The sequence below is a fragment of the Streptomyces sp. NPDC056835 genome (assembly GCF_042789485.1).
In the GTDB taxonomy this organism is placed as follows: domain Bacteria; phylum Actinomycetota; class Actinomycetes; order Streptomycetales; family Streptomycetaceae; genus Streptomyces.
Map to the genome: position 1 here is coordinate 1 of NZ_JBHUBB010000033.1, position 25373 is coordinate 25373.

The following is a 25373-nucleotide window of genomic DNA, read 5'->3' on the forward strand; positions in this document are numbered from 1 at the left end:
TTTCCTCACCGCGCTTCGCGCGTGCTGCGACGCTTTACGTCCGGACACGCACCTCCTCCGACCCCGACCCCCTCCCCCCGGCGGTCGCCTACCCCCGCCGCCCGGCTGGGGGTTGGGGGTGGGTGCGGGCCGGTGGGCCCCGCCACTCGCCGTCCCGGCGGGGGTGAGTGGGCCGGGTGCCGGGGCCTCCCCCGCTCGCCCTCGCGCACGGCCGGGTCGCTTGTGCGGGCGGTGAAGGGGGGCGCGCAGGGGTCGTGTCCGGGACGTAGAGCGTGATTTGTGGCGCGCGAACGCCAGTGTCCAAACGCTGGGCAACTGCGCGCCGTAAATCATGCAGTCCCGGGCGCGAGCCCCGGAGCGCACCCCGGCAACCACCCGCACCCGGAAACCGGCCCGAGCCGAAACGCAGCCCGAACAACGACCCACGCCGGACGGCGCACCCCGTCTAAAAGACGGACTCCGCCTCGAACATCCTGTTCTCCGGCACCGTCTTGAGCTGCGTCACCGCCTCCGCCAGCGGCACCATCTCCACCGCCGTCCCCCGCAGCGCCGTCATCCGCCCGAACTCCCCCCGGTGCGCCGCCTCCACCGCGTGCCAGCCGAACCGCGTCGCCAGCACCCGGTCGTACGCCGTCGGCGTACCCCCGCGCTGGACGTGGCCCAGGATGACCGGCCTGGCCTCCTTGCCGAGGCGGCGCTCCAGCTCCGCCGCCAGTACGTTGCCGATGCCCCGGAAGCGCTCGTGCCCGAACTGGTCGATCTCGCCCTTGCCGTACTCCATGGAGTCGTGGGCCGGATGCGCGCCCTCCGCGACACAGATGACCGCGAACTTCTTGCCCCGCGAGAACCGCGCCTCGACCATCTTGACCAGGCTGTCGACCTCGAAGGGCCGCTCCGGCAGACAGATCCCGTGCGCGCCGCCCGCCATCCCGGACTCCAGCGCGATCCAGCCCGCGTGCCGGCCCATGACCTCGACGACCATGACCCGCTGGTGGGACTCGGCGGTGGTCTTGAGCCGGTCGATCGCCTCCGTGGCGACCGTGACCGCCGTGTCGAAGCCGAAGGTGCGGTCCGTGGAGTAGATGTCGTTGTCGATGGTCTTGGGGACGCCGACGACGGGCATCCCGGCGTCGGAGAGCAGCCGGGCGGCGGTCAGTGTGCCTTCGCCGCCGATCGGGATGAGCGCGTCGATGCCGTACCGGCGGGCCAACTCGGAGCAGTTCTCCGCCGCTTCGCGGAGCCGGCCGCGCTCCAGCCGGGCCGAGCCGAGGATCGTACCGCCACGGGCCAGGATGCCGCTGACGGCGTTCAGGTCGAGTGGCCGGAAGTGGCCGTCGAGCAGCCCCTTGAAGCCGTCCTCGAAGCCGATGACCTCATCTCCGTGCCCGGTCATGGCCCGGTGCACGACCGAACGGATCACTGCGTTGAGGCCCGGACAGTCGCCGCCTGCGGTGAGAACTCCGATACGCATCGTGCTGTGTCTCCTGCTCGCTAGTGCTCGCCAGTGCTGTGTTTGTCCGGGAAAGGAGAGCCCCGGGCTTGAGCGGTCCGATCCTCCCATGGGTGATCCCGGCCACGTGCCGACCGCTCGGACGGCGATCGCGGCTCCGGCGGTCTCGACGGGCGGTGCCCGGATGCCCGGTCAGGGAGTCCGTATGGCGGGCGGGGCCGGTCCGACCTGGGGTTTCCGGCGTCGGGCGGTATCTCGTACTCTCCGGGCGACTTAACCACCCCCGGAGGTATTGTCAAGAGGGCATTGCCACCCTAACGGGAATCGCTGATCACAGGAGCCGGGACCTCCTACGGGCCGCGGGGCCACCCCGTCGGAGTGGGACGTCCCCTGAGCAGGGACGGGAGAGCACGCGTGACACGCAGCGTGTACGTGACCGGGATCGACCGCGGGGACGGCCGCCAGGTCGTGGAGCTGGGAGTCATGGAGCTACTGACCCGCCAGGTGGACCGGGTGGGGGTCTTCCGTCCGCTGGTCCATGACGGTCCCGACCGGCTCTTCGATCTGTTGCGGGCCCGCTACCGGCTGTCACAGGATCCGGCCACGGTGTACGGGCTCGACTATCACGAGGCGTCCGCTCTCCAGGCCGAGCGGGGCACCGACGAGTTGGTCTCGCGGCTGGTCGAGCGGTTCCATCTGGTGGCGCGGGAGTACGAGGTCGTGCTCGTGCTCGGTACGGACTTCGCGGCGACGCAGCTGCCCGACGAGCTGTCGCTCAACGCCCGGCTCGCCAATGAGTTCGGCGCGTCGGTGATACCCGTGGTGGGGGGCAAGGGGCAGACGGCCGAGTCCGTACGGGCCGAGGCGCGCAACGCCCACCGCGCGTACCAGGTGCTGGGCTGCGATGTGCTGACCATGGTCGTCAACCGGGTGGCCGCCGAGGACCGTGAGGCGATCGCCGAGGGGCTGGCGGCCCAGCTGCCGGTGCCCTGCTATGTGCTGCCGGACGAGCCGGCGCTGGCGGCCCCGACGGTGGCGCAGATCACCGCGGCCCTGGGGGGCACGGTGCTGCTCGGGGACGATTCGGGCCTGGCCAGGGACGCGCTGGACTTCGTCTTCGGCGGCGCGATGCTGCCGAACTTCCTGGGCGCGTTGACGCCCGGCTGCATGGTGGTCACCCCGGGGGACCGTGCCGATCTGGTCGTGGGGGCGCTCGCCGCCCACTCCGCGGGTACACCGCCCATAGCCGGGGTGCTGCTCACGCTGGACGAGCGTCCCGACGACTCCATACTGACCCTGGCCGCGCGGCTCGCGCCCGGTACGCCGGTGGTGTCGGTGCCCGGCCGCTCCTTCCCCACCGCCACCGAACTCTTCGGCCTGGAAGGGAAGTTGAACGCCGCGACGCCACGCAAGGCGGAGACGGCGCTGGGGCTGTTCGAGCGGCATGTGGACACCGCCGCGCTGCTGGCCCGGATGTCGGTGGCGCGCAGCGGCCGGGTGACGCCGATGATGTTCGAGCACGAATTGCTGGAGCAGGCCCGCGCGCACCGCCGTCGTGTCGTACTGCCCGAGGGCACGGAAGAGCGTGTGCTGCGCGCCGCCGATGTGCTGCTGCGCCGCGATGTGTGCGAGCTGACGCTTCTCGGCGACACGGACGTCATCCGGAAGAAGGCGGCGGACCTCGGTATCGATCTCTCCGCGACGCAGCTGATCGATCCGGCCACCTCGGAGCTGCGGCAGCGCTTCGCCGAGCGGTACGCGGAACTGCGCGCCCACAAGGGCGTGTCGGTGGAGCTGGCGTACGACGTGGTGGCGGACGTCAACTACTTCGGGACGCTGATGGTGGGCGAGGGGCTGGCCGACGGCATGGTCTCCGGCTCGGTGCACTCCACGGCCGCCACCATCCGCCCGGCCTTCGAGATCATCAAGACCCGGACGGACGCCTCCATCGTCTCGTCGGTCTTCTTCATGTGCCTCGCCGACAAGGTGCTGGTGTACGGCGACTGCGCGGTGAACCCGGATCCGGACGCGGCGCAGCTCTCGGACATCGCCGTCCAGTCCGCCGCCACCGCCGCCCGCTTCGGGGTCGAGCCGCGGATCGCGATGCTCTCGTACTCCACGGGTACGTCGGGTTCGGGCGCGGATGTCGACAAGGTGCGCGAGGCCACGGAGCTGGTGCGCGCGGCGCGGCCGGATCTGCGGGTCGAGGGGCCGATCCAGTACGACGCGGCGGTCGAGCCGTCCGTCGCGGCGACCAAGCTGCCCGAGTCGGAGGTGGCGGGCCGGGCGACGGTGCTGATCTTCCCCGACCTGAACACCGGTAACAACACGTACAAGGCCGTGCAGCGCTCGGCGGGCGCCGTGGCCGTGGGTCCGGTGCTCCAGGGGCTGCGCAAGCCGGTCAACGACCTTTCGCGCGGGGCGCTCGTACAGGACATTGTGAATACGGTCGCCATCACGGCGATCCAGGCGCAGGGCGAGAGCGTGTGAGCGCCGTCTCCGCGCCGGCCCGGTTCCACGACGACGACCCCATGACCACGACTCCATGACCACGACAGAAGGCCGACAGCCCGTGACCGCGCACACCCCCGCCACCCGTGTCCTCGTCCTCAACTCCGGCTCCTCGTCGGTGAAGTACCAGTTGCTGGAGATGCGGGACAGCTCCCGGCTCGCGGCCGGCCTGGTGGAACGCATCGGTGAGGAGACCTCACGGCTGGTGCACACCCCGCTGGCCGGGGGGCTCGGCGGGAAGCGTGAGCGTACGGGGAGGATCGCCGACCACACGGCGGCGCTGGAGGCGGTCGCGGAGGAGCTGGCGCGCGACGGGCTGGGGCTCGACTCCCCCGATCTGGCGGCCATCGGCCACCGCGTCGTCCACGGCGGGCTGATGTTCAGCGAGCCGACCCTCATCGACGAGGCCGTGCTGAAGGAGATCGAGCGGCTGGTGCCGGTGGCGCCGCTGCACAATCCGGCGAACCTCGTCGGTATCCGTACGGCGCGGAGGCTGCGGCCCGATCTGCCGCAGGTCGCGGTCTTCGACACGGCGTTCCACACGACGATGCCGGAGTACGCCGCGCGGTACGCGATCGACACCGCGACGGCCGACGCGCACCGTATCCGCCGCTATGGCTTCCACGGCACGTCGCACGCGTATGTCTCCCGCAGGACGGCCGAGTTGCTGGGAAAGGATCCGTCCGAGGTGAATGTCATCGTCCTGCACCTCGGCAACGGCGCGTCGGCGTCCGCCGTCGAGGGCGGGCGGTGCGTGGACACCTCGATGGGGCTGACTCCGCTGGAGGGGCTGGTGATGGGGACGCGGTCCGGGGACATCGATCCGGCGGTCACGTTCCATCTGAAGCGTGTCGCCGGAATGTCCGTTGACGAGATCGATGAACTTCTGAACAAGAAGAGTGGTCTGGTCGGCCTCTGCGGGGACAACGACATGCGGGAGATCCGCCGCAGGGTCGACGAGGGCGACGAGCGGGCGGCGCTCGCGTTCGACATCTATATCCACCGGTTGAAGAAGTACATCGGCGCCTATACCGCGGTACTCGGCCGGGTGGACGCCGTGGTCTTCACGGCGGGTGTGGGTGAGAACGCGGCGCCGGTGCGGGAAGCTGCCGTCGCAGGTCTGGAGAGTCTGGGCCTGGCGGTGGACGCGGAGCGCAATGCCGTACGTTCCGACGAGCCGCGGATCATCTCGCCGGAGTCCGCGGGGACCGTGGTGGCCGTGGTCCCGACGGACGAGGAGCTGGAGATCGCGCGGCAGACCTTCGCGCTGGTCGGCGAGGATCGAACGGTCGACGCCTGAGCGACCCCCCGCCCATTTGTACTTTCCACCAGACGGAATATTCCGCATCGAAACAAACCGATAGGATCCGCCTCATGCGCCGTTCCAAAATCGTCTGCACACTGGGCCCCGCCGTCGACTCGTACGAGCAGCTGAAGTCGCTCATCGAGGCCGGTATGAATGTGGCCCGACTCAACATGAGCCACGGGAGCCACCCGGAGCACCAGGAGCGGTACAACCGCGTGCGGAAGGCGGCCGAGGACACCGGCCGCGCCGTGGGTGTCATGGTCGACCTCCAGGGCCCCAAGATCCGTCTGGAGACCTTCGCCGAGGGCCCGGTCGAGCTGGTGCGCGGTGACGAGTTCACCATCACCACCGAGGATGTCGCCGGCGACAAGTCCATCTGCGGCACCACCTACAAGGGCCTGCCCGGCGATGTCTCCAAGGGCGACCAGATCCTGATCAACGACGGCAACGTCGAGCTGCGAGTGGTCGAGGTCGACGGCCCCCGGGTCAAGTCCATCGTCATCGAGGGCGGGGTGATCTCCGACCACAAGGGGATCAACCTGCCGGGCGCGGCGGTCAATGTCGCCGCCCTGTCCGAGAAGGACATCGAGGACCTGCGCTTCGGTCTGCGGATGGGCTGCGACATGATCGCGCTCTCGTTCGTCCGTGACGCGCACGACGTGCTGGACGTCCACAAGATCATGGACGAGGAGGGCCGCCGGGTCCCCGTCATCGCCAAGGTCGAGAAGCCGCAGGCGGTCGCCAACATGGAGGCCGTGGTCGCGGCCTTCGACAGCGTCATGGTGGCGCGCGGTGACCTGGCCGTCGAGTACCCGCTCGAAAAGGTCCCGATGGTGCAGAAGCGGCTGATCGAGCTGTGCCGCCGCAACGCCAAGCCGGTGATCGTGGCGACCCAGATGATGGAGTCGATGATCACCAACTCCCGCCCCACCCGCGCCGAGGCGTCCGATGTCGCGAACGCGATCCTGGACGGCGCGGACGCGGTCATGCTCTCCGCCGAGTCCTCGGTGGGCGCGTACCCGGTCGAGACGGTCAAGACGATGTCGAAGATCGTGGTCGCGGCCGAGGAAGAACTGCTCTCCAAGGGCCTCCAGCCGCTGGTCCCGGGCAAGAAGCCGCGTACCCAGGGCGGTTCGGTGGCCCGCGCCGCCTGTGAGATCGCGGACTTCCTGGGCGGCAAGGCGCTGGTCGCCTTCACCCAGTCCGGCGACACGGCCCGCCGCCTCTCCCGCTACCGCGCGGCCCAGCCGATCCTGGCCTTCACGACGGACGAGTCGACCCGTAACCAGCTCACCCTGAGCTGGGGCGTGGAGTCCTTCATCGTGCGCTGGGTGAGCAGCACGGACGAGATGGTCGATCTGGTGGACGAGGAGCTGCTGAAGCTCCAGCGCTACAACGAGGGCGACGCCATGATCATCACGGCCGGCTCCCCTCCCGGCGTCCCGGGCACCACGAACATGGTCCGCGTCCACCACCTGGGCAGCGGCGACCGCGACTGACGACACCGTCGCTCGGTCCCTGAACGGCCGTGGCCCGCACCGCCCCTCGCACAGAGGGTGTTCGGTGCGGGCCACAGTCTTTCCCGCGGCTCACGGGGATCCGGATCAGTTCGTGAGGTAGTTCTGGAGGCCGGGGACCGTGAGCGTGCCGCCGAACTGGCCCGCCTGGGTTACCTCGACGTCGGTGAAGAAGGCGAACGGGATATTCAGCGGGGGCGGGGTCTCCGGGCTGAAGGTGATCGGGATGAGGCCGAAGAGGTTGCCCTTCAGCCGTTCCGTGTACATCGTCACCTCGCCGTCGCGGATCGTGGACGTGGAGCCTTCGCGCGCCTTCACATGGCCCGTCCTGCCCTCGGGGTAGACGACGGTCTGGTGCAGGTCCTTGATGTCCAGCGAGGTGGAGGTGAACTTCAGCGCCTTCTTGATCTTGCCGCCGCCCGTCCGCACCTCGACGATGCCCTTGTAGTCCAGGCCCCGCAGGGTCAGCAGCGAACTGTGCAGCGTCCACGGGTCGTCGGGCAGGAGCGGGATGCCCTGCTCCTCCTTGGCCGCGGCCAGGGCCTCGGGGTCGGGCGTCGGGCAGGGGAAGGGCTCCTTGCCGTCCGCGCCCGCGGGGATGTCGTCGTCCTTACGGGCGTCGAGCCCCTTCGCGTCCTCGTCCAGCTCCTCGACCTCGGCGCCGACCTTGTCCGCCGCGTCCTTGATGGCGTCCTTGGTTCCTTCGACGGCCTTGTCGGCCGGCCCGTCGCTCGTGCCCTCGCCGTCGGCGGAACCGTCCCCCGGGCGGTCCGTTCCGGAACTCCCCGGCTCGGACGTCGGCTTCGTGGACGGTTCGGCGTCCGGCTTCCGGGTGGCGGAACCGCTCGGCGCCGGGCTGCTCGTCGCGTCCTTGTCCGGTACGCCGAGAAGGTCTCCCAGCGCGTCTCCCAGCCCCAGCGGGTCCAGCGGGTTCCTGGACTTCGTGGGGGCCGGGGTCGTCGCCGGTACCGATGGCACGTCGGCGGGCTCCCCGGAGTCCGAAGCCCCGGAGTCGGAATCCCCGGAGTCCGAGGAACCTGAATCCTCTTCCTCCGGCGCCGAACTCCCGCTCGCCGTCGGCTCCGGAGACCCCGACTCCGACGGTGACCCGCCCGGCTCAGGCGACTCCGATTCCGACTCCGACGGCGTGGGCCCCGGCGACTCCGACGCCGACGCGGACGGCTCGTCCGAGCGGGTCACACACGGCCCGGGGGCGAAGGGGATGTCCTTGCTGTCGTCGGCCAGCGCGAGCCGGGGCGTGAGCCCCATGCCCACGAAGACGGCCGTCGGCATCGCGGCCAGCGCCATCGCCTTGCCTGCGGGTATCTGAAGCTTGGTCAGGAGCGACTTCCTGGGGGCCGCGTGTCGCGGCCCTTTCCTCACCCGGGAATCATCGCCTCCGGCCGCGACTCGCTGCGTGCTGTCACCCCGCACTGTTCCTCCCGCCGTTGGCATGGGCAGTCGTATCCGTCACGTTCGGGTCCTCCCCGTCGCGCGGACCGGGGAAGTAGGGGTCACCGTCGCCGTCGGGCTCCGGTGCCTCGTGGGGGGTGTCGAGCTCGGCGGGCGCCCTGACCCACTTGTCGGGGGCCCAGGAGATCGAGAGCGCGCCGCCCAGCATGGCGAGCAGGAAGCCCATCAGGAAGCCGCCGATGTTGGAGACCGGGATCGATACCAGCGCCAGCAGAATGGCGGCGACACCGGCGAAGACCCGGACGACGCTCTGGAACCACATCGTCAGGCCCAGGGTCACCAGCAGTACGCCGATGATCAGCGAACCCGCGCCGGCCGTGGTGGACATGGCCAGTGTCAGATTGCCGAAATGGAGCTGGGCGTAAGGGAAATAGGCGATCGGCAGCCCGCCGAGAAGAGTGAACAGGCCCGCCCAGAACGGCCGGGCGCCACGCCAGGCGCGGAACCGAAGCCGCCAGTAGGTGAATCCGCGGGAACCTGTGGACTCGGCGCTCATGAAAAACAGCTCCCTGGAAAGCGGTATGCGGTAGTGCGATCAAAGACGGGGGGGGGGACGAGCGGGCCGAACAGTCCGGGGACCGCTCGACCCACTCGTCGGCGGTGCCTGGGGCGTGTTTCGAAAGTTGCGCCGTCCGCCCGCGGGGCGGGGCCCGCGGCGTGCGTGCCGGGCGTCGCGGGCCAGGCGGGACTTTCGAAATACGCCCTAGTAGCACTCGTATTTCTTGGGGTCGCCGATTTTGAGCCTCAGATTGAGGTCAGGAAGCTTGAACGTGCCCGCGGTGGTCGCCCACGCGGTCTGCTTCACGTCCCTCAGAACGGCCTCGTCGGCCTGCTGGGCGAAGCCGAACTTGTCCGCCTGCGTCCCCGGCTGGATGCCGGGGGCCTTGGTGGAGCCGGCCGCCACACCGATGTCGATGTTCTTGAACTCCGCGTCGGCGTCGAGCGATTCGACATCGAGGTAGAGGTTCTCCGCCTTGATGTCCGTGCCCTTGTTGCCGGCCTTCAGCACCAGCGTCACATGGCCGCCCCAGGGCAGCGGGGTGACCACGGACTGGCACATGTTCGTGATGTCGGCGTTCTTGAACCCCGACACGGCCACCGGGTGCACGGCCTTGTTGCCCTTGGAGTCGACGCCCTCGGCAACGCCGCCGTACTGCACGAAGTTGTAGCCGACCAGCTTCTCGGCCCGTACTTTGAAACTCTGCCCCGACACGCTGAACGACGCGGCCAGCGCCCCCTGTGCGAGCGCGACACCTATCACCGCCGTCGCGGCCACGCTCGGCACCATGACGACGGCGAACCGCCTCCATCTGGTACCGCCACGAACTTGGGACTCCATGAATGTCCTCCTTCTCGGACGTACATCTCCGGATCGGGTGGGAGCCCGTCCTGGGATGGGAGAAGTGCTACGTCCTCGGGAAGGAGAGCGCCCGTGCCCGAGGCGCCAACCGCCTCCGGAACCACCGGCGATCACCCCCGAGCGACAACCACTGGCCACGCCTTCGCGCAACCTCTGGACAGGCCCTGCCGGGTAGGCAGGAACCCCCCTGTCCGGGCCGGCGGACACTGCCGCCGGTCCGCTCGGTGGGGACCCAGGACCGACGGCGCGGCTGGCTGCCGTGCTGGTGCGGAATTGGACCGAGCGTCGCCGATCGTGGTGCATTCGCGGCCGGGGCACAAGGGGGTTCGTTACTGGCTAGTAACGGCCCGATAACCGGCGGGCGACCCGCCGGTATCAAGCGGCCACACAGGGTGCGACACAACGGTGCGGCAAAAGCGGCGATTGTCACTCATAGCGGGACAGGACACGGGGGTCGATTTACTGCGAGTAACAGCAGCCGCTTTTACCAAGTTTTGGTAAAGCGCGGCCACTGTCGTCGCTGTGTCGCCAAATCCCCGGACCCACCGGGGAGTCGGCGACCGGAAAACCGGCGAATACCTCAACTACCTCATCGCGTCAGAAAAGAACCCTCGCCAGAGCCGAACGCGCCGCCGTCACCCGGGAGTCGTCCGCGCCGATCACTTCGAACAGCTCAAGCAGCCGCACCCGCGCCGTCTCCCGGTCGTCCCCGGCCGTCCGGCGCACAGCCTCGACCAGCCGGCCGAAGGCGTCCTCCACATGTCCGCCGACCAGATCGAGGTCGGCCGCCGCGATCTGCGCCCGCACGTCGCCGGGATTGTCCGCCGCGTCCTTCCGTACCCGCGCCTGGTCCATGTCCTGTACGCGCGAGAGCAGTTCGGCCTGGGCGAGGCCGAGCCTGGCCTCCGAGTTGCCGGGGTCGTCGGCCAGTACGTCGCGGTACGCCCGCGAGGCGCCGGCGAAGTCATTGGCGTCCAGCGCGCGTACGGCCGCTTCCAGCAGGGCGTCGTACGGCCCCACCGGTTCGGCGGCCTCCTGCTCGGCGCCGTCCGCCTCGGCGCCGGGGTCGACCGCGATGCCGGTGAGCCCGAAGCGCTCCTCACCGACCTGGATCAACTGGTCCAGGGTTCCCCGGATCTGGGCCTCCGGGGCCGCGCCCTGGAAGAGCGGCAGCGCCTGTCCCGCCACCACCGCGAAGACCGCGGGGATGCCCTGGATCCCGAACTGCTGCATCAGCATCTGATTGGCGTCGACATCGATCTTGGCGAGGACGAACCGGCCGTTGTACTCGCGCACCAGCCGCTCAAGCACCGGGCTGAGCTGCTTGCACGGCTCGCACCACTCGGCCCAGAAGTCGATGACGACCGGGACCTCGGTGGAACGCTGGAGGACATCGCGCTCGAAGCCCGCCTCATCGACGTCGATCACCAGGCTTGAGGGGGGTACGGCACCGGTGCCGCCCTGACGGGCCGCCTCCGCGCGGGCCCGCTCCGCCTTCTCCTTGGCCTCACCGGCCGCCTTCACAGCGGCGAGGTCGACGACGCCGCTCATGGACATGTTCCTAGGCTGCATGAGTACATCCTCCCCCCTCCGCGCACACTTCTGAAAAGCGGTACGCGCACCGCCGCGTGACGGGCGTACCCGCCCCCGCTTTCGCTACGCCCCGTAGCGTAACGGCCGGCCGGCATGGCAGGGAAGATCCATCCGGTGAACTGGCTCACAGCACATGCCCTACTGGCCGGTATGGTCGCCGTCATGTGCAGTCGAAGAGGGCGCCCCCGCAGCGCCGAGGCCGACTCCGCCATCCTGGAAGCGACCCGGGCCGCGCTGGGTGAGCTGGGCTGGTCCAAGCTGACGATGGGCGATGTGGCGAGCCGGGCGGGCGTCGCCAAGACCACGCTCTACCGGCGGTGGCCGGCCAAGAGCGAGCTGGTGGTGGACGCGGTCGCGGTCCTCTTCGACGAGCTGGAGCTGCCCGACCGGGGCAGTCTGGCGGCCGATGTCGAGGGCGTGGTGGTCCAGTTCGCGGCGCTGCTGGAACGGCCCGAGACCAAGACGGCCCTCATGGCGGTGGTCGCGGAGTCCACCAGGGACGAGGCGCTGCGGGCCCGTATCCGCGCCTCGATCGTCGACCGCCAGAAGCGGCTGGTGCTGCTGGGCCGCGAGCGCGCCCAGACCCGCGGTGAACTCCCCCGCGGCCCGGACACCGTGAAGGCGGCCCGTACGGCGGACCTGATCTTCGACGTGATCGCCGGCGCGGTGATCCACCGCACCCTGATCAGCGCGGTGCCGGTCGACGAGGAGTGGGCGCGTACGTTCACGGCCCTGCTGCTCGGCGGGCTGGCCGCCGTACAGGACTGACTCCGGTTCTGACTCCGGTTCTGACTCCGGTTCACGTGGGTCGTGGGTCGCGTCATCGCGCCAGCCGTCCCAGCAGCGACGAGGCCGCCGCGATGCCCACGATCGCCGCCGCCACCAGCACGCCGAAGTCGAGCAGCAGATGGGACGGCGTACCGAGCAACAGCCCGCGCAACGCGTCGACCTGGTAGCTCAGCGGGTTCAGCTTGCTCAGCACCTGGAGCCAGCCGGGCATGATCGCCACCGGGTAGAGGGCGTTCGAGGCGAAGAAGAGCGGCATGGTGATGGCCTGGCCGATACCCATCAGCCGGTCGCGCGTCAGCACGATCCCGGCGATCGTCATCGACAGACAGGAGAAGAACGCCGAGCCGAGGACCACCACGACGGCCACCCCGAGCAGCCGTAGCGGGTTCCAGGTCAGACCGACGCCCAGGGCCGCGGCGATGACGATCACCACCACCGCCTGGATCAGCGCCTTCACCCCGGAGGCGAACGCCTTGCCGCTGATGAGCGCGGCTCTGGGGGTCGGCGTGACCAGCAGTTTGGTCAGAATGCCGGCGTCCCGCTCCCAGATGATCATGATGCCGTAGAAGATCGCGATAAACATCGCGGACTGCGCGATGATGCCGGGCGCGAGAAAGTCGATATACGGAATGCCGCCGGTGGGGATGGCCTTGATCCGGGTGAAGGTCTCGCCGAAGATCAGCAGCCAGAGCGCGGGCTGAACGGCCCGGGTGTACAGCTCGGTCCGGTCGTGGCGCAGTTTCTGCATCTCGACCACGCACATCGCGACGACCCTGGCGGGCAGCACACGCCAGCCGGTCCGGGCACGGGGTGGTACGAGCAGCAGATCCAGCCGGCCGGGGCCGGTACCGTCAGCCGACGCGGGACGCGGTGCGGCGGGTGCTCCTGACATCGCGGAAGTCGCCTCCCTCCTCGTCGAGACCGCTGCCCGCCACGTCCCTGAAGACGTCCTCCAGCGTCGGCAGCGCGGCCTTCTCGCCCGACGCCGCCCGGCGCTCGCGCAGCTCGGCCCTCAGCTCACCGGGGGTGCCGAGCGCGTGAATCCGCCCGTGGTGCATCAGCGCGACGCGGTCGCAGTACTGGTCGGCCTCGTCCATGTAGTGCGTCGTCACCAGCACGGTCATGCCCGTGGCCCGCCGTACGGCGTTGATGTGCTCCCAGACGCTGGTACGGGCGATCGGGTCGAGGCCGATCGTCGGCTCGTCGAGCATGAGCAGTCTCGGCGCGCTGACCAGCGCCTGGGCGAGTTCGAGCCGGCGGATCATGCCGCCGGAGTACGTCTTGGCCATCCGGTCGGCCGCGCCGGTCAGATCGACGGCCGCCAGCGCCTGCGCGACACGTTCCGACCGCTCGCGGCGCGGGACGTCGAAGACGCGGGCGAACAGCGTCACGTTCTCGCGGCCCGTCAGCGCGGCGTCCGCGGACAGTTGCTGGGGTACGTAGCCCAGCAGGCGGCGTACCGCCATCTTCTCCTTCGCCGCGTCGTGCCCGAACACCCGCACCATGCCCGCCGGGACGGGCAGCAAGGTGGTGATACAGCGGATGGCGGTGGTCTTGCCCGCGCCGTTCGGACCGAGCAGCCCGAAGACCTCGCCCGCGCCGACCGAGAGGTCGAGCTCCTGGACGGCCCTGGTCTCGCCGAACGCGTAGTCCAGTCCGCGGCAGCTGACGGCGTCGGGCCCGGCGGGGTCCACGCGGCCGTCCGTCGGAGGACCGGAGCCCCCCGGCTCCGCGCCGTCCGGCCTGTCTCGCCCGTCCGGCCCGTCTCGCCCGGCGTCGCCGGTGAACGGTGTGTCGGTCATGTTCCCTCCACTCTCCGTCCCCCCGCTCCCTCTCCCCCCGCTCCTCCCTCGTGCAGGTTCGCGGCGAGCCCGCGCAGCGCCGGAAGGGCCGCCGCCAGCGCCGCGCGGTCCTCGTCCGACAGATGTTCCACCTGCTCGCGCATGAGCGCGCGCCGACGGGACTCCCACTCGCTCAGCCGCGCCTCGGCCGCCGGGGTGGGCAGCAGCCGCGCGGAGCGCCGGTCGTCCGGGTCGGTCTCACGGAGGAGATAGCCGGCCCGGCTGAGCTGGTTGACCAGGGTGGAGACCGAGTTACCGGCGAGATACAGCTCCTTGGCGGCGTCCGACACCCGGATCCCCGGACGGGTCGCCACCAGCCGCAACAGCTCGATCTGCGCGCCGCGCAGCGGTGGCGCGGGGAAGCCCTCGCGCAGCCGCCGCCGGATCATCCGCTGGACGCCCGCGAGGACGACGGCGAGCGAGTCGGGGAACTCCTCCGTGGCCATGCCCCCATTTTAGCTCTCACTCAGAGGTATTCGCGAGGAGGAAGACGAGGAGCAAGAGGAGGGATACGAACCCGCGCGCGGGAAACGGCCGACGGCCGCCCCCTTCCACCGGGGACGGCCGTCGGCCCGCGCAGGATCCCGTTGTCGGGAGGGGCATTAGAAGCCGGGCGGCTCCGTGTACGTCCCCCACTCATCGCGCAGCACGCCGCAGACCTCGCCGAGCGACGCCTCGGCCCGTACCGCCTCCAGCATCGGAGCGATCATGTTCGAGCCGTCGCGGGCGGCGCTCAGCATGGCCTCCAGGGCCGTACGGACCCGGGCGTCGTCCCGGGCGCCCTTGCGCTCGGCCAGGACCTGGACCTGGTCGCGCTCGACCTCATGGCTGACCCGCAGGATCTCCAGATCGCCGGTGACCGAGCCATGGTGGACATTGACGCCGACGACCCGCTTGTCGCCCTTCTCCAGCGACCGCTGGTACCGGAACGCGGACTCGGCGATCTCGCCGGTGAACCAGCCGTCCTCGATCCCGCGCAGAATGCCGGAGGTGACGGGACCGATCGGGTGCTGTCCGTCGGGGTGGGCCCGCAGACCGCGCTCCTTGATCTGCTCGAAGATCTTCTCGGCGTCGGCCTCGATCCGGTCGGTCAGCTGCTCGATGTACCAGGAGCCGCCGAGCGGGTCGGCCACATTGGCGACGCCCGTCTCCTCCATCAGCACCTGCTGGGTACGGAGCGCGATCTCGGCGGCCTGCTCGCTCGGCAGGGCGAGGGTCTCGTCCAGCGCGTTGGTGTGCAGGGAGTTCGTGCCGCCGAGGACGGCCGCCAGCGCCTCCACCGCCGTCCGTACGACGTTGTTGTACGGCTGCTGCGCGGTGAGCGAGACGCCCGCCGTCTGGGTGTGGAAGCGCAGCCACTGCGCCTTGTCGGTCCGCGCCCCGTACACCTCCTTCATCCAGCGCGCCCAGATCCGGCGGGCCGCGCGGAACTTGGCGATCTCCTCGAAGAAGTCGAGATGGGCGTCGAAGAAGAAGGAGAGACCGGGCGCGAAGGTGTCCACGTCCAGCCCCCGGCTCAGCCCCAGCTCCACATAGCCGAAGCCGTCCGCGAGGGTGTACGCGAGCTCCTGCGCGGCCGTCGCCCCGGCCTCGCGGATGTGGTACCCGGAGACGGAGAGCGGTTTGTAGGCGGGGATGGAGACGGCGCAGTGCTCCATCAGATCGCCGATCAGACGCAGATGCGGCTCGGGCTGGAAGAGCCATTCCTTCTGCGCGATGTACTCCTTGAAGATGTCGGTCTGGAGCGTGCCGTTGAGTATGGCCGGATCGACGCCCTGGCGCTCCGCCGCGACCAGATACATGCAGAAGACGGGGACCGCGGGACCGCTGATGGTCATCGAGGTGGTGACCTCGCCGAGCGGGATTCCGCCGAAAAGGATCTCCATGTCGGCGGCGGAGTCGATGGCGACCCCGCAGTGGCCGACCTCGCCGAGCGAGCGCGGGTCGTCGGAGTCGCGGCCCATGAGCGTCGGCATGTCGAAGGCGACGGAGAGCCCGCCGCCGCCGTTGGCCAGGATCGTCTTGTAGCGCTCATTGGTCTGCTGGGCGTTGCCGAATCCGGCGAACTGGCGGATCGTCCACGTCCGGCCGCGGTAGCCGGTGGGGTGCAGGCCCCTGGTGAAGGGGTACTCCCCCGGCCAGCCGATCCGCTCGAAGCCCTCATAGGTGTCGCCGGGCCGGGGCCCGTAGACCGGCTCCACCGGGTCACCGGAGAGCGTGCTGAAATCCGCGTCGCGCTTGCGGGCCTTGTCGTACCGGGCCTGCCAGCGCAGGCGGCCCTCCTCCATGGCGTCCATGCCTTCAAATTTACTAGGACGTCCAAGTAAATGTCGATGCCCAACCGCCCACACCTCGTGCGGGCGGGACTCCGGCGGGACCGGAGCGGGGCGCCGAAGCGGGCCCGGCGGACCCGTCAGGCCTTGGCGGTGGCGGGCTCGCGGTCCGTGACCAGCGGCCGGACCTCGCGGGTGATCTTCGGCTCGACGAAGAACGACGCGACCGGGATGCAGCCCGCGGCCAGCACCCACAGCAGCTTGCCGAAGGGCCACTTCGCCTTGGTGCCCAGATCGAAGGCGAAGACGACGTACACGATGAACAGCACACCGTGGATCTGGGAGATCAGCATCGTGTCGCCGGTGTCGAATCCGTACTTCAGGACGATCGCCACGGTGAAGACCAGCAGCCATACGGCGGTGACGTACGCCATCACCCGGTAGCGGGACAGCACGCTCTGTTTCATGGCCCCGAGCGTATCCCGGGGCCTTTCCGGCCCTCGCGGGCCCCCCGGCTCAGCCCGCGTCGTCGAAGTCCCTGGCCGCCACCCGCAGCGGGCGGAGCATCGCGAAGATCTCCGCGCACTCCTCGGCGTCGTACGCCCCGAGCCCGAAGTCCATCTCCACCAGATCGCGGGTGGCCGCCTCCACCACCTCGCGGCCCTTGTCCGTGATGGACGCGAGCCTGCCGCGGCCGTCGTTCGGATTGGGCCGCTTGTCGACCAGACCGGATCTCACCAGCCGGTCGACGGTATTGGTGACCGACGTCGGGTGGACCATCAGCCGCTCGCCGATCTTGGACATCGGCAGCTCGCCCGCCTTGGAGAAGGTGAGCAGCACCAGCGCCTCGTACCGGGCGAACGTCAGCCCGTACGGCTTGACCACCGCGTCCACGCCGGCCAGCAGGATCTGCTGCGCGCGCATGATCGAGGTGATCGCCGCCATGGCCGGCATGGGCCCCCAGCGCTGCTGCCAGAGTTCGTCGGCGCGGGCGATGGGATCGAAGGGAAGGCTGAGCGGTTTCGGCACGGCTCCGACCCTACCCAGAGGTCACTTGGCGGACTCCCCCGTCTCGAACTTCGGTCCGATCGGTCGGCCCGGCCGCCCCCGGCAGGTGTCGCGCCTCACCACCACCGGTGCCTTATGTCACGATATGCCGGTCTTATCACTCCCCAGTCATCTTCCGAGGGGGCTGGATGTCCGGCCGCAGACCACACCGCCCGCACGCACCGCGCCGCCGCCCGTGCCCGCTCGCCTCCGCCGCCCTCGGGGCGGTGCTCGCGCTGACGGCCACCGGCTGCTCCCCCGAAGCCGGCGAGGACTCCGTCGAGCGGACCGAGCGGTCCGGGCGGACCGGCCCCTCCGCGCTCCGGGGCGAAGCCGACCCCACCACGTCCTCGCCCTTCTGGATCGACCCGGAGAGCGACGCGGCCCGCCAGGTCAGACAGTGGGAGAAGCAGGGACGCACGGACGACGCGAAGGCCCTGCGGCGGATCTCCGAGCGCGCGGTGGCCGACTGGCCGGCCGGTGACGACCCCGAGCCCGGGATCCACCGGGTCGTACGCGGTGCGAAGGCCAGCAACAGCACGGCCGTCCTCGTCGCGTACAACATCCCCCACCGCGACTGCGGGCTCTACTCCGCGGGCGGTGCCCACGACGGCCAGTCCTACCGCGACTGGATCGGTTCCTTCGCCGCCGCCATCGGCAACGCCGAGGCCATCGTGATCCTGGAGCCGGACGCCATTCCGCATCTGACGGACGGCTGCACCCCGGCGGAGCACCACGACGAGCGGTACGAGCTGCTTGCCCACGCCATCGACAGGCTCAAGCGGCAGCCGCGTACCAGGGTCTATCTGGACGCCGGCAATCCGGACTGGATCGCCGATCCCGACAGGCTCACCGAACCGCTCCGGCGGGCCGGGATCGCCTCGGCCGACGGCTTCTCGCTCAACGTCTCCAACTTCCAGACGAACGACGTGGTCAAGGCGTACGGCACCCGGCTCTCCGGGCTGCTCGGCGATGTCCACTTCACCGTCGACACCAGCAGGAACGGCGCGGGCCCGCTGCGGGGCAACCGGGACGAGGCCTGGTGCAACCCGCCGGGCCGGGCGCTCGGCTCACCGCCCACCACCAACACCGGCAACGAGCTGCTGGACGCCTATCTCTGGATCAAGCGCCCCGGCGACTCGGACGGGCCCTGCCGGGGCGGCCCGGCGGCCGGTACCTGGTGGCCGGACTACGCGCTGGGCCTCGCCCGCAAGGCCAAGGACATGCCCTAGACGCCCCCGGGACTCAGAGGCCTATCCGCGCGGCCTCTCAGTCCACCCGGATCCACTTCGCCCGGGACGGGACACCGGCGGAGTCGGTGACGAAGAGCATGTACCAGCCGGGCGGTACCAGCGCCCGGTCCTTCGGCACCTCGACCGTCACCGCGTCCTTGCTCTTCGTGAGTGCCAGCTCGATCGAGCGCTGCTCGACATCCGTCGTGTGTGTCACGGCGCTCGGCCGCATCAGCCTCGCCTTCACGATCCGGTCGGGCCGGGCGGCGCGGAAGGTGGCCCGGCCGGTCCGGTCGACCTCCTGCGGTCCCTCCCCCAGCGCCGGTCTGTTCTCACCGGCCCTGTCACCCTGAAGATAGGGCGGCGTGTAGATCTCCACACGCTGTTCGAAGGTCCCGAGCTTGGTGTTGTCGGCGTCGCGGAAGAGCGGGTCGGAGCCGAAGGTGACCACCCGGCCGTCGGGCAGCAGCAGCGCCTCCGAGTGGTAGTCGCGCCCCACGGTCGGGTCGGCGGCCGGCCGGAACGTATTGGTCCTCGGCTCGTAGAACTGCGCCTTGAGGATGTCGCTGGCGCTGCGCCCGCGGTAGTCGGAGGAGCCGCCGGTGGTGAACACCGTGTCGTCCGGGAGCAGCACGCTGCTCAGATAGCGCGTGCCCTTCGGCAGCCTGGGCCCGTCCTGGAAGGCCGGGCTGTCCTGCTTGAGGTCGACGATCGCCGTGCGGCTGGTGGCCTTGGAGGACTCGCCGACGCCCCCGCCGCCGAGCAGCATCACCCGCTGGTCCTGCGCGGGCGGCAGCATCAGGGAGGCCGAGGTCTCCGTCTGGTCCGGGTCGGTGAGCCCGCCGACCTCGGTGAAGGTGTTCGTCGTGAGGTCCCAGAGCCCCGGCTGCCGGCCCTTCTCGGCGGGCCCGTAGCCCGCGTTGGAGCCCGAGTAGAAGAGCTTGCCGCCCTTGGTGAGGAAGAGCGCGGGATAGGTCGGGAAGTAGCGGGTGGGGCCCTTGGACCACTCCTTGGTCGTCGGGTCGTAGAGCTCGTTGTCCCCGGTGAGTACGGCGCCGACGTCGTCGAGACCGGAGACGGCGAGCACCTTCCCGTCGTCCAGGGTCACCAGCGTGGGGTACCAGCGGGCTTCCTTCATCGGGTTCACCGGGACGTACTTCTCGGCCCTGGGGTCGAACTCGTACGCGGATCTGATGCCCTGGAAGTCCTGCTTCTCCGTGGTGAGTTTCTGCGCGAGACCGTAGAGGTTGTCGGCGTCCTTGCCCTGGAGTCCGACGATCTCGTACTGCGCCGCCTGGGTGGTCAGCCCTCGCGGGCCCGTCTCCGCCGCCTCCACGAACACCCGCGCCTCGCCGGCCGTCACCTTCGTGCGCCAGGGCATCATCCGGCCGCCCTGCCCGTACCCGACCTTCAGTTCCTTCTTCGCCCTGGGGACGGTGACATCGAACTTGCTGATGAACTCGACGCCCGAGGGGGAGCGGAAGCGGGTGCCCTTCTTGAAGGTGTGGGCCCGGTTCGGGTCCTCGTTCTTGACCCGCATCCGGCCGCCGGCCCGCTCCACCTCGCCGTCAAGGACCTCGTAGCGCGCCGTCCCGCCCGCCACCAGCAGCCGTCCGTCGGGGAGTTGGGAGTGTCCCGAACAGAAGAAGTCCTCCGGGGTGGGGATCTTCTTGAAGGAGTTGTCGGCCGGGTTCCAGAGGATCGTGTCGAACGACCCCTCGTCGAACTTCTTCTGGTTGTTGCCGGAGCCGGCGATGATCAGCACCTTGCCGGTGTGCAGCAGGGCCGCGTGGATCGCGTTCGTACGGTATTCCTTCGGGACGTCAAGGATCTCCCAGGAGCCGTACTGCCGTTTGTAGCCCGGCTGCGCGATCTTGTAGGCGTGGTACTTCTCCTGGGCGAAGGAGACGGCCGCGGGGGCGTTGAGGGCGGCCAGCACCACCAGCGCTCCGCCGCCGAGCAGCGTCCTCTTGAACTTCTCCGACGGCCTGGGGCGCGGCCGATAGCACGGGGGCATGGGTCAGTTCCCTCCTGTCGTCGTCACGGGCGACACGACTGTCGTGGCGAACGTCGGCGCGGGCTCGGGTTCCGGGGCCGGGGCCGGCTCCGGTTCCTCAACCACGGTCACGGAGCCGCTTACGAGGGCCGGTACGGCGCCGTTTTCGGCGCGCACGGCCAGCAGCGTCCAGCACCAGACGCCGACCGGCGCGAGCGCGATCGCCAGTGCCAAGGCCGCCCAGGTGCGCATCGCCGCGTGGGTGTGGCCGAGGAAGACCGACGCGACGAGCGAGGCGATCAGCACGGCGGCCCAGAAGAGATGGAGCCGGAAGGTCATCAGCCGGTCGGGGCTCGCCCGGCCGCCCTTGGGGGTGACCACGAAGCGCCCACGGGTACGGAGGAGCGCCGAGACCAGCGACCTGAGATAGACCGGCGCGGAGAGCGCGGACATCGCCATACCGGCGAGACCGCCCGAGCCCCGCGGCTCGTGGGGCGAGACGTTGTGCCGCCGGTTCCAGAGGTAGAGCCCGATCTGCAGCGCGGCGGCGTCGCTGTAGAGCATCAGCAGGACCGAGGACGAGACCTGGGTGCCGGAGGCGCCGAACCAGAGGAAGAGAACGCAGCTGAGAACGCCGAGGAACCAGTTGACGGCGGTCATCGGGTAGTAGACGAGCATCAGCGTGTAGCTGAGCAGCCGGCCGGGCGGCATCCGGAAGGGCGCCTTCCAGTACTGCTTGAGCAGCGTCTCGTACGTCCCCCGCGACCAGCGCAGCTGCTGGGTGAAGAAGTCGGTCCAGGAGGCCGGGCCCTCGCCCACGGCCAGTACGTCGGGGGTGTAGACGGAGCGCCAGAACCGGCCGGTGACGGGGTTCCTGGTGCGGTGCAGCTCGAAGCCGGTGGCCATGTCCTCGGTGATCGAGTCGTACAGCCCGCCCACTTGGAGGACCGCCCTGACCCGGACGACATTGTTCGTACCGACGAACATCGGGGCGTGGTAGCGGTTGCCGGCCCGCTGGATCAGCGCGTGGAACAGGAACTGCTGGGACTCGGCGGCCTTGGTGACCGGTGCGCTGTAGTTGCCGTACACCTGGGGGCCGACGACGAAGGCGGTGTCCGGGTCGCGGAAGTAGCCCATCATCCGCTCCAGGAAGTTCGGGAGCGGTACGTGGTCGGTGTCGACGGAGGCGAAGAAGTCGTAGTCCTCGCCGTGCGCCGCGAGCCAGGCGTTGTAGTTGCCGTGCTTGGTGCGTGCCTTGTGCGCGCCCCGCGGGCGGTTCCACTCCGGTATGCCGTGCCGGGTGAAGTGGCGTACCCCCAGGTCCTCGCAGAGCGCCCTGGCGGCGCTGTCGTCGCCCTCGTCCAGCAGCCAGATGTCGAGCGGGCCGCTGTGGCGCAGCCGTACGGCCCCTTCGAGCGTGGCCCGCACCATGGCGAGGGGTTCCTTGCCCGGGACGTAGGTGGTCAGGAACGCGACGCGGGTGCCCGGTTCGGCGGGGACGGGTATGGGGTCCCTGGCGACCATCGTGGCGTGGGCGACCGAGGTGACGTTGACGAGCATGAAGAGGGCGATGAGCCCGATCGAGCCGAGCATCACATGGTCGAAGACCACCAGCAGGCGGTCGCCGCCCTCGCGCTCGGTGCGGTGGGTGGGCCAGACCAGATAGACCAGCAGGGCGCCGGAGAGCAGCGGCGCCAGGGCCATCAGCAGGACGGCTCTTATTCGGTGGGGTTCCCGCGCGAGCAGACTCCGGTAGCGCACCCGGTAGGCCACGGCACGGTCCGGTTCACTGAGCGGGCCGGCCAGGCAGCTGTGGACGTCATAGTCGTACTCGAAAACCTCCGGTCGCACGGATGCCTCCAGCTGTCGCACCAGATTGATATCCCCACAGAAGGGGACATTCACCGGCGTGTCGACTTGAGGCGTCCGTGCGAGCGGTACTCGGTGCGGAGGTTACCGCGTACGGCTCAGCCGGCGAGGTAGCGCTCCACCGTCTCGACCTTCGAGGTGAGACCGTCCGTGACCCCCGGCCGGATGTCGGCCTTGAGGACGAGCGAGACCCGCCCGGCGCGGGCCTCGACCGCGGCGACGGCCCGTTTGACGACGTCCATCACCTCGTCCCACTCGCCCTCGACCGAGGTGAACATGGCGTCCGTACGGTTGGGCAGCCCGGACTCGCGGACGACACGGACGGCGTCGGCGACGTACTCGCCGACGTCCTCCCCCACACCCAGCGGGCTCACCGAGAAAGCGACGATCATGCGCTCACCGTACCCTCGCGGCGCGCGCGGGAGGCGATGACCGCGTCGTCGGCGGCGCGCTTGAGCTTGCGCTCGGCGAAGAAGCCACCGGTCGGCAGCACGGAGAGGACGAAGTAGAGGGCCGCGGTGCCGAAGGACCACTTGGTGCGGTTCCAGGCGTCCAGCCAGAAGAGCACGTACAGCACGAAGAGCAGCCCGTGGACGGCGCCCATCACGGGGACCGCGTTGAAGTCCGTCGTGCGCTTGAGCACCGAGCAGACGAGGAGCAGCAGGAACGACACGGCCTCCGGGGCGGAGACCAGGCGGAGGCGATGGAGGGAGGAGGCGGTCTTGATGTCCACGGGGAGGCACCTTCGGCATCGGGGGCAGACGTGATCTTGTGAATGTGTGCACAAGCGCGCTCTCATTGTGGCAGCACGGCTTTGCCCGACCGTTATCAGGGTCCGGGTGGGGAGCGTGTCGGCGTCGGGCCGGGGGAGCTTCTGGGGCCGGTCGGGGCCGCTTCTGGGGCCGGTCGGGGGCGATCGCGGGCCATGGGCCCTGGTTCCTGTCAGTGCCGCCCGTTACCTTCGATCCGTGGCTCAGTTCCGACTGCAAGGCAGCAAGGTGCTCGCCGTCGACATGACCGGCGACGCCGTCAAGGCGAAGAACGGCTCGATGGTCGCGTACGACGGCCGGATGGCGTTCAAGAAGATGACCGGCGGCGGTGAGGGTCTGCGCGGGATGGTGACCCGCCGGCTCACCGGCGAACAGATGACCGTGATGGAGGTGAAGGGTCAGGGCACCTGCTACTTCGCCGACCGCGCGAGTGAGATCAGTCTTGTCTCGCTGCACGGCGACAAGCTCTTCGTCGAGGCGAGCAATCTGCTGTGCGCGGACGCGGGGCTGCGTACCGGCACGTCGTTCACCGGCCTGCGGGGCGGGGCGGCCGGGACCGGCCTGTTCACGACCACCGTGGAGGGCATGGGCCAGGCCGCGATCATGTCGGACGGTGAGGCGGTGATCCTGCGGGTGACCCCGCAGTACCCGCTCTACGTCGACCCCGGTGCCTATGTCGCGCACCAGGGCAACCTCCAGCAGAAGTTCCAGTCCGGCGTCAACTTCCGTACGTTCATGGGCGAGGGCTCGGGCGAGTCCTTCCAGATCCGTTTCGAGGGCGACGGCCTCGTCTACGTACAGCCCAGCGAGCGGAACACGATCGGGGGCGATGTCTGATGCCGTTCCGTGAGGTCAACTCGAAGATGGTCGAGGCGACGCTCCTGCCCGGCCAGAAGATGTTCAGCCAGCGCGGTGCGATGCTCGCGTACCGCGGCGAGGTCAGCTTCACCCCCAACATCCAGGGCGGCCAGGGCGGTCTGATGTCCATGATCGGACGGCGGGTCGCCAATGAGGCGACCCCGCTGATGACGGTCGAGGGGAGCGGGACGGTCATGTTCGGCCATGGCGGCCATCACATCCAGGTCATCAATCTGGCGGGCGACACCCTGCATGTGGAGGCGGACCGGCTGCTCGCCTTCGACGGCACCCTCCAGCAGGGCACGATGTTCATGGGCTCGCAGGGCGGGGTCATGGGCATGGTGCGCGGACAGGTGACCGGCCAGGGCCTGTTCACCACCACCCTCAAGGGCCATGGCGCGGTCGCGGTGATGGCGCACGGCGGGGTGATCGAGGTGCCCATCACCCCGGGCAGGGAGGTCCATGTGGACCCGCAGGCGTATGTCGCGCACCACGGCGACGTACGGAACAAGCTGTCCACGGCGCTCGGCTGGCGCGACATGGTCGGGCGCGGTTCCGGCGAGGCCTTCCAGCTGGAGCTGAGCGGCAGCGGCGCGGTGTACGTCCAGGCGTCGGAGGAGAAGCTGTGAGCGCGCCCGTGATCCATGACCCGATGACGCTGCCGAGCGACGACAACGTCAACGCGTACACCTTCTGTGTGGAGTTGAAGGGGAGCCAGTGGTTCCTGCAGAAGGGGAAGATGATCGCCTACTACGGGCAGATCAACTTCGACGGCATCGGCCATGGCCGGTTCGAGCGGCTGGTGCGTACGAGCTTCCACTCACCGCTGCACGCCAGTGACTGGGTGGTGGCGGAGGGCAGCGGCAAGATGCTGCTCGCCGACCGCGCCTTCGACGTCAACTCGTTCGATCTGGAGGACGGCAATCTGACGATCCGGTCCGGGAATCTGCTGGCGTACCAGCCGACGCTGGCGCTGAAGCAGTCGATCGTGCCGGGTTTTCTGACGCTGATCGGTACGGGGAAGTTCGTGGCGGCGTCCAACGGGCCGGTGATCTTCATGGAGCCGCCGCTACGGGTGGATCCGCAGGCGCTGGTGGGCTGGGCGGACTGCCCGTCCCCCTGCCACCACTACGATCATGGTTATATGTCCGGAGTGCTGGGCGGGATCAGGTCGTTGACGGGGATCGGCGGCACGTCGGGCGAGGAGCACCAATTCGAGTTCGTCGGGGCCGGGACGGTGCTGTTGCAGTCGACGGAACTGCTGATGGCGGAACAGCCGTTGGGCGCGGTCACCTCGGAGCCCGGAGTGCCGGGCGCCGGTGGGTCCTCGGGGCACTCCGGACATCAGGGGTCACAGGGGTCCACGCCCCGGATGCCGGGGCAGCTTGGCGATCTCCAGCGTCGCTTCGGGCTGTGAGCGGTAGTCTGCGGAGTGTGACGTCGAACGCCTGCGCCCCCGGCCGGTGATCGGGTGCGCGGGGTCACACC

At 69.7% G+C, this 25373-nt stretch carries 23 protein-coding genes; 8 read left to right on the plus strand and 15 right to left on the minus strand.

Going from position 1 to position 25373, the window contains the following annotated elements; translation table 11 throughout:
• Positions 1-445: 445 nt before the first annotated feature.
• Positions 446-1471, minus strand: a complete 1026-nt coding sequence (locus tag ACFRMN_RS30365) for an ATP-dependent 6-phosphofructokinase (protein WP_383025387.1) — start codon at positions 1469-1471, stop codon at positions 446-448.
• 393 nt (positions 1472-1864) lie between these two features.
• On the opposite strand from ACFRMN_RS30365, the gene pta reads away from it, so the two are divergent.
• The 3 genes from pta to pyk all read left to right on the plus strand — a co-directional run bounded on the left by pta (position 1865) and on the right by pyk (position 6766).
• The gene (gene pta, locus ACFRMN_RS30370) at positions 1865-3940 is read left to right on the plus strand and encodes a phosphate acetyltransferase (protein WP_383025390.1); all 2076 of its coding nucleotides are present in this window, start codon (positions 1865-1867) and stop codon (positions 3938-3940) included.
• A 55-nt stretch (positions 3941-3995) separates the two neighbouring features.
• Positions 3996-5261, plus strand: a complete 1266-nt coding sequence (locus ACFRMN_RS30375) for an acetate kinase (protein WP_383025393.1) — start codon at positions 3996-3998, stop codon at positions 5259-5261.
• A gap of 74 nt (positions 5262-5335) precedes the next feature.
• Positions 5336-6766, plus strand: a complete 1431-nt coding sequence (pyk, locus tag ACFRMN_RS30380) for a pyruvate kinase (RefSeq protein ID WP_383025395.1) — start codon at positions 5336-5338, stop codon at positions 6764-6766.
• 105 nt (positions 6767-6871) lie between these two features.
• Here pyk and ACFRMN_RS30385 read toward each other — a convergent pair whose 3' ends face one another.
• From ACFRMN_RS30385 to ACFRMN_RS30400, 4 genes are all read right to left on the minus strand, one after another.
• Positions 6872-8218, minus strand: coding sequence for a hypothetical protein (locus tag ACFRMN_RS30385; protein WP_383025398.1), 1347 nt, complete (start codon positions 8216-8218; stop codon positions 6872-6874).
• A complete protein-coding gene (locus ACFRMN_RS30390) occupies positions 8208-8753 on the minus strand; it encodes a DUF6114 domain-containing protein (protein WP_383025401.1) in 546 nt (181 codons plus the stop codon). Before ACFRMN_RS30390 ends, ACFRMN_RS30385 begins: the two co-directional genes overlap by 11 nt.
• A gap of 207 nt (positions 8754-8960) precedes the next feature.
• A complete protein-coding gene (locus ACFRMN_RS30395; protein WP_383025403.1) occupies positions 8961-9596 on the minus strand; it encodes a DUF6230 family protein in 636 nt (211 codons plus the stop codon).
• 618 nt (positions 9597-10214) lie between these two features.
• On the minus strand, positions 10215-11189 hold the full coding sequence (locus ACFRMN_RS30400; protein WP_383025406.1) for a tetratricopeptide repeat protein: 975 nt from the start codon (positions 11187-11189) through the stop codon (positions 10215-10217).
• Positions 11190-11372: 183 nt separating this feature from the next.
• Here ACFRMN_RS30400 and ACFRMN_RS30405 point away from each other — a divergent pair, with 183 nt between their 5' ends.
• Positions 11373-11978, plus strand: a complete 606-nt coding sequence (locus tag ACFRMN_RS30405) for a TetR/AcrR family transcriptional regulator (protein WP_383025409.1) — start codon at positions 11373-11375, stop codon at positions 11976-11978.
• A gap of 52 nt (positions 11979-12030) precedes the next feature.
• Here ACFRMN_RS30405 and ACFRMN_RS30410 read toward each other — a convergent pair whose 3' ends face one another.
• From ACFRMN_RS30410 to ACFRMN_RS30435, 6 genes are all read right to left on the minus strand, one after another.
• Positions 12031-12891 (minus strand): ABC transporter permease, encoded by an 861-nt coding sequence (locus ACFRMN_RS30410; protein WP_383025411.1) that lies wholly within the window; start codon positions 12889-12891, stop codon positions 12031-12033.
• Positions 12851-13801: an ATP-binding cassette domain-containing protein gene (locus ACFRMN_RS30415; protein WP_383025414.1), complete on the minus strand. Its 951-nt coding sequence runs from the start codon at positions 13799-13801 to the stop codon at positions 12851-12853. The genes ACFRMN_RS30410 and ACFRMN_RS30415 overlap by 41 nt, the downstream gene beginning before the upstream one ends.
• Positions 13798-14286 (minus strand): MarR family winged helix-turn-helix transcriptional regulator, encoded by a 489-nt coding sequence (locus ACFRMN_RS30420; RefSeq protein WP_383025417.1) that lies wholly within the window; start codon positions 14284-14286, stop codon positions 13798-13800. Before ACFRMN_RS30420 ends, ACFRMN_RS30415 begins: the two co-directional genes overlap by 4 nt.
• Before the next feature lie 156 nt (positions 14287-14442).
• Entirely contained in the window at positions 14443-16137 is a 1695-nt protein-coding gene (locus tag ACFRMN_RS30425) for a methylmalonyl-CoA mutase (RefSeq protein ID WP_383025420.1), read from the minus strand.
• A 116-nt stretch (positions 16138-16253) separates the two neighbouring features.
• Complete coding sequence (locus tag ACFRMN_RS30430; RefSeq protein WP_383025423.1) at positions 16254-16580, minus strand: DUF3817 domain-containing protein; 327 nt, start codon at positions 16578-16580, stop codon at positions 16254-16256.
• A 49-nt stretch (positions 16581-16629) separates the two neighbouring features.
• Positions 16630-17142 carry a MarR family winged helix-turn-helix transcriptional regulator gene (locus tag ACFRMN_RS30435; protein WP_383025425.1) on the minus strand — a complete coding sequence of 171 codons (513 nt, stop codon included), beginning with the start codon at positions 17140-17142 and terminating at the stop codon, positions 16630-16632.
• 167 nt (positions 17143-17309) lie between these two features.
• Here ACFRMN_RS30435 and ACFRMN_RS30440 point away from each other — a divergent pair, with 167 nt between their 5' ends.
• Complete coding sequence (locus ACFRMN_RS30440; RefSeq protein WP_383025428.1) at positions 17310-18392, plus strand: glycoside hydrolase family 6 protein; 1083 nt, start codon at positions 17310-17312, stop codon at positions 18390-18392.
• A 37-nt stretch (positions 18393-18429) separates the two neighbouring features.
• Here the strand turns inward: ACFRMN_RS30440 and ACFRMN_RS30445 are convergent, their stop codons facing one another.
• The 4 genes from ACFRMN_RS30445 to ACFRMN_RS30460 all read right to left on the minus strand — a co-directional run bounded on the left by ACFRMN_RS30445 (position 18430) and on the right by ACFRMN_RS30460 (position 22990).
• Positions 18430-20409 carry a galactose oxidase-like domain-containing protein gene (locus ACFRMN_RS30445; RefSeq protein WP_383025431.1) on the minus strand — a complete coding sequence of 660 codons (1980 nt, stop codon included), beginning with the start codon at positions 20407-20409 and terminating at the stop codon, positions 18430-18432.
• A gap of 3 nt (positions 20410-20412) precedes the next feature.
• Positions 20413-22239, minus strand: coding sequence for a glycosyltransferase family 2 protein (locus ACFRMN_RS30450; protein ID WP_383025434.1), 1827 nt, complete (start codon positions 22237-22239; stop codon positions 20413-20415).
• Positions 22240-22355: 116 nt separating this feature from the next.
• Complete coding sequence (locus tag ACFRMN_RS30455; protein WP_030351951.1) at positions 22356-22649, minus strand: MTH1187 family thiamine-binding protein; 294 nt, start codon at positions 22647-22649, stop codon at positions 22356-22358.
• The gene (locus ACFRMN_RS30460) at positions 22646-22990 is read right to left on the minus strand and encodes a DUF3817 domain-containing protein (protein ID WP_383025437.1); all 345 of its coding nucleotides are present in this window, start codon (positions 22988-22990) and stop codon (positions 22646-22648) included. Before ACFRMN_RS30460 ends, ACFRMN_RS30455 begins: the two co-directional genes overlap by 4 nt.
• A gap of 235 nt (positions 22991-23225) precedes the next feature.
• Between ACFRMN_RS30460 and ACFRMN_RS30465 the strand changes: the two genes are divergently transcribed.
• From ACFRMN_RS30465 to ACFRMN_RS30475, 3 genes are read left to right on the plus strand one after another with little or no spacing between them, the layout of a single operon-like run.
• Positions 23226-23864, plus strand: a complete 639-nt coding sequence (locus ACFRMN_RS30465) for an AIM24 family protein (RefSeq protein ID WP_383025440.1) — start codon at positions 23226-23228, stop codon at positions 23862-23864.
• Entirely contained in the window at positions 23864-24514 is a 651-nt protein-coding gene (locus ACFRMN_RS30470) for an AIM24 family protein (RefSeq protein WP_383025443.1), read from the plus strand. Before ACFRMN_RS30465 ends, ACFRMN_RS30470 begins: the two co-directional genes overlap by 1 nt.
• Positions 24511-25302, plus strand: coding sequence for an AIM24 family protein (locus ACFRMN_RS30475; RefSeq protein ID WP_383025446.1), 792 nt, complete (start codon positions 24511-24513; stop codon positions 25300-25302). The genes ACFRMN_RS30470 and ACFRMN_RS30475 overlap by 4 nt, the downstream gene beginning before the upstream one ends.
• Positions 25303-25373 lie beyond the last annotated feature (71 nt).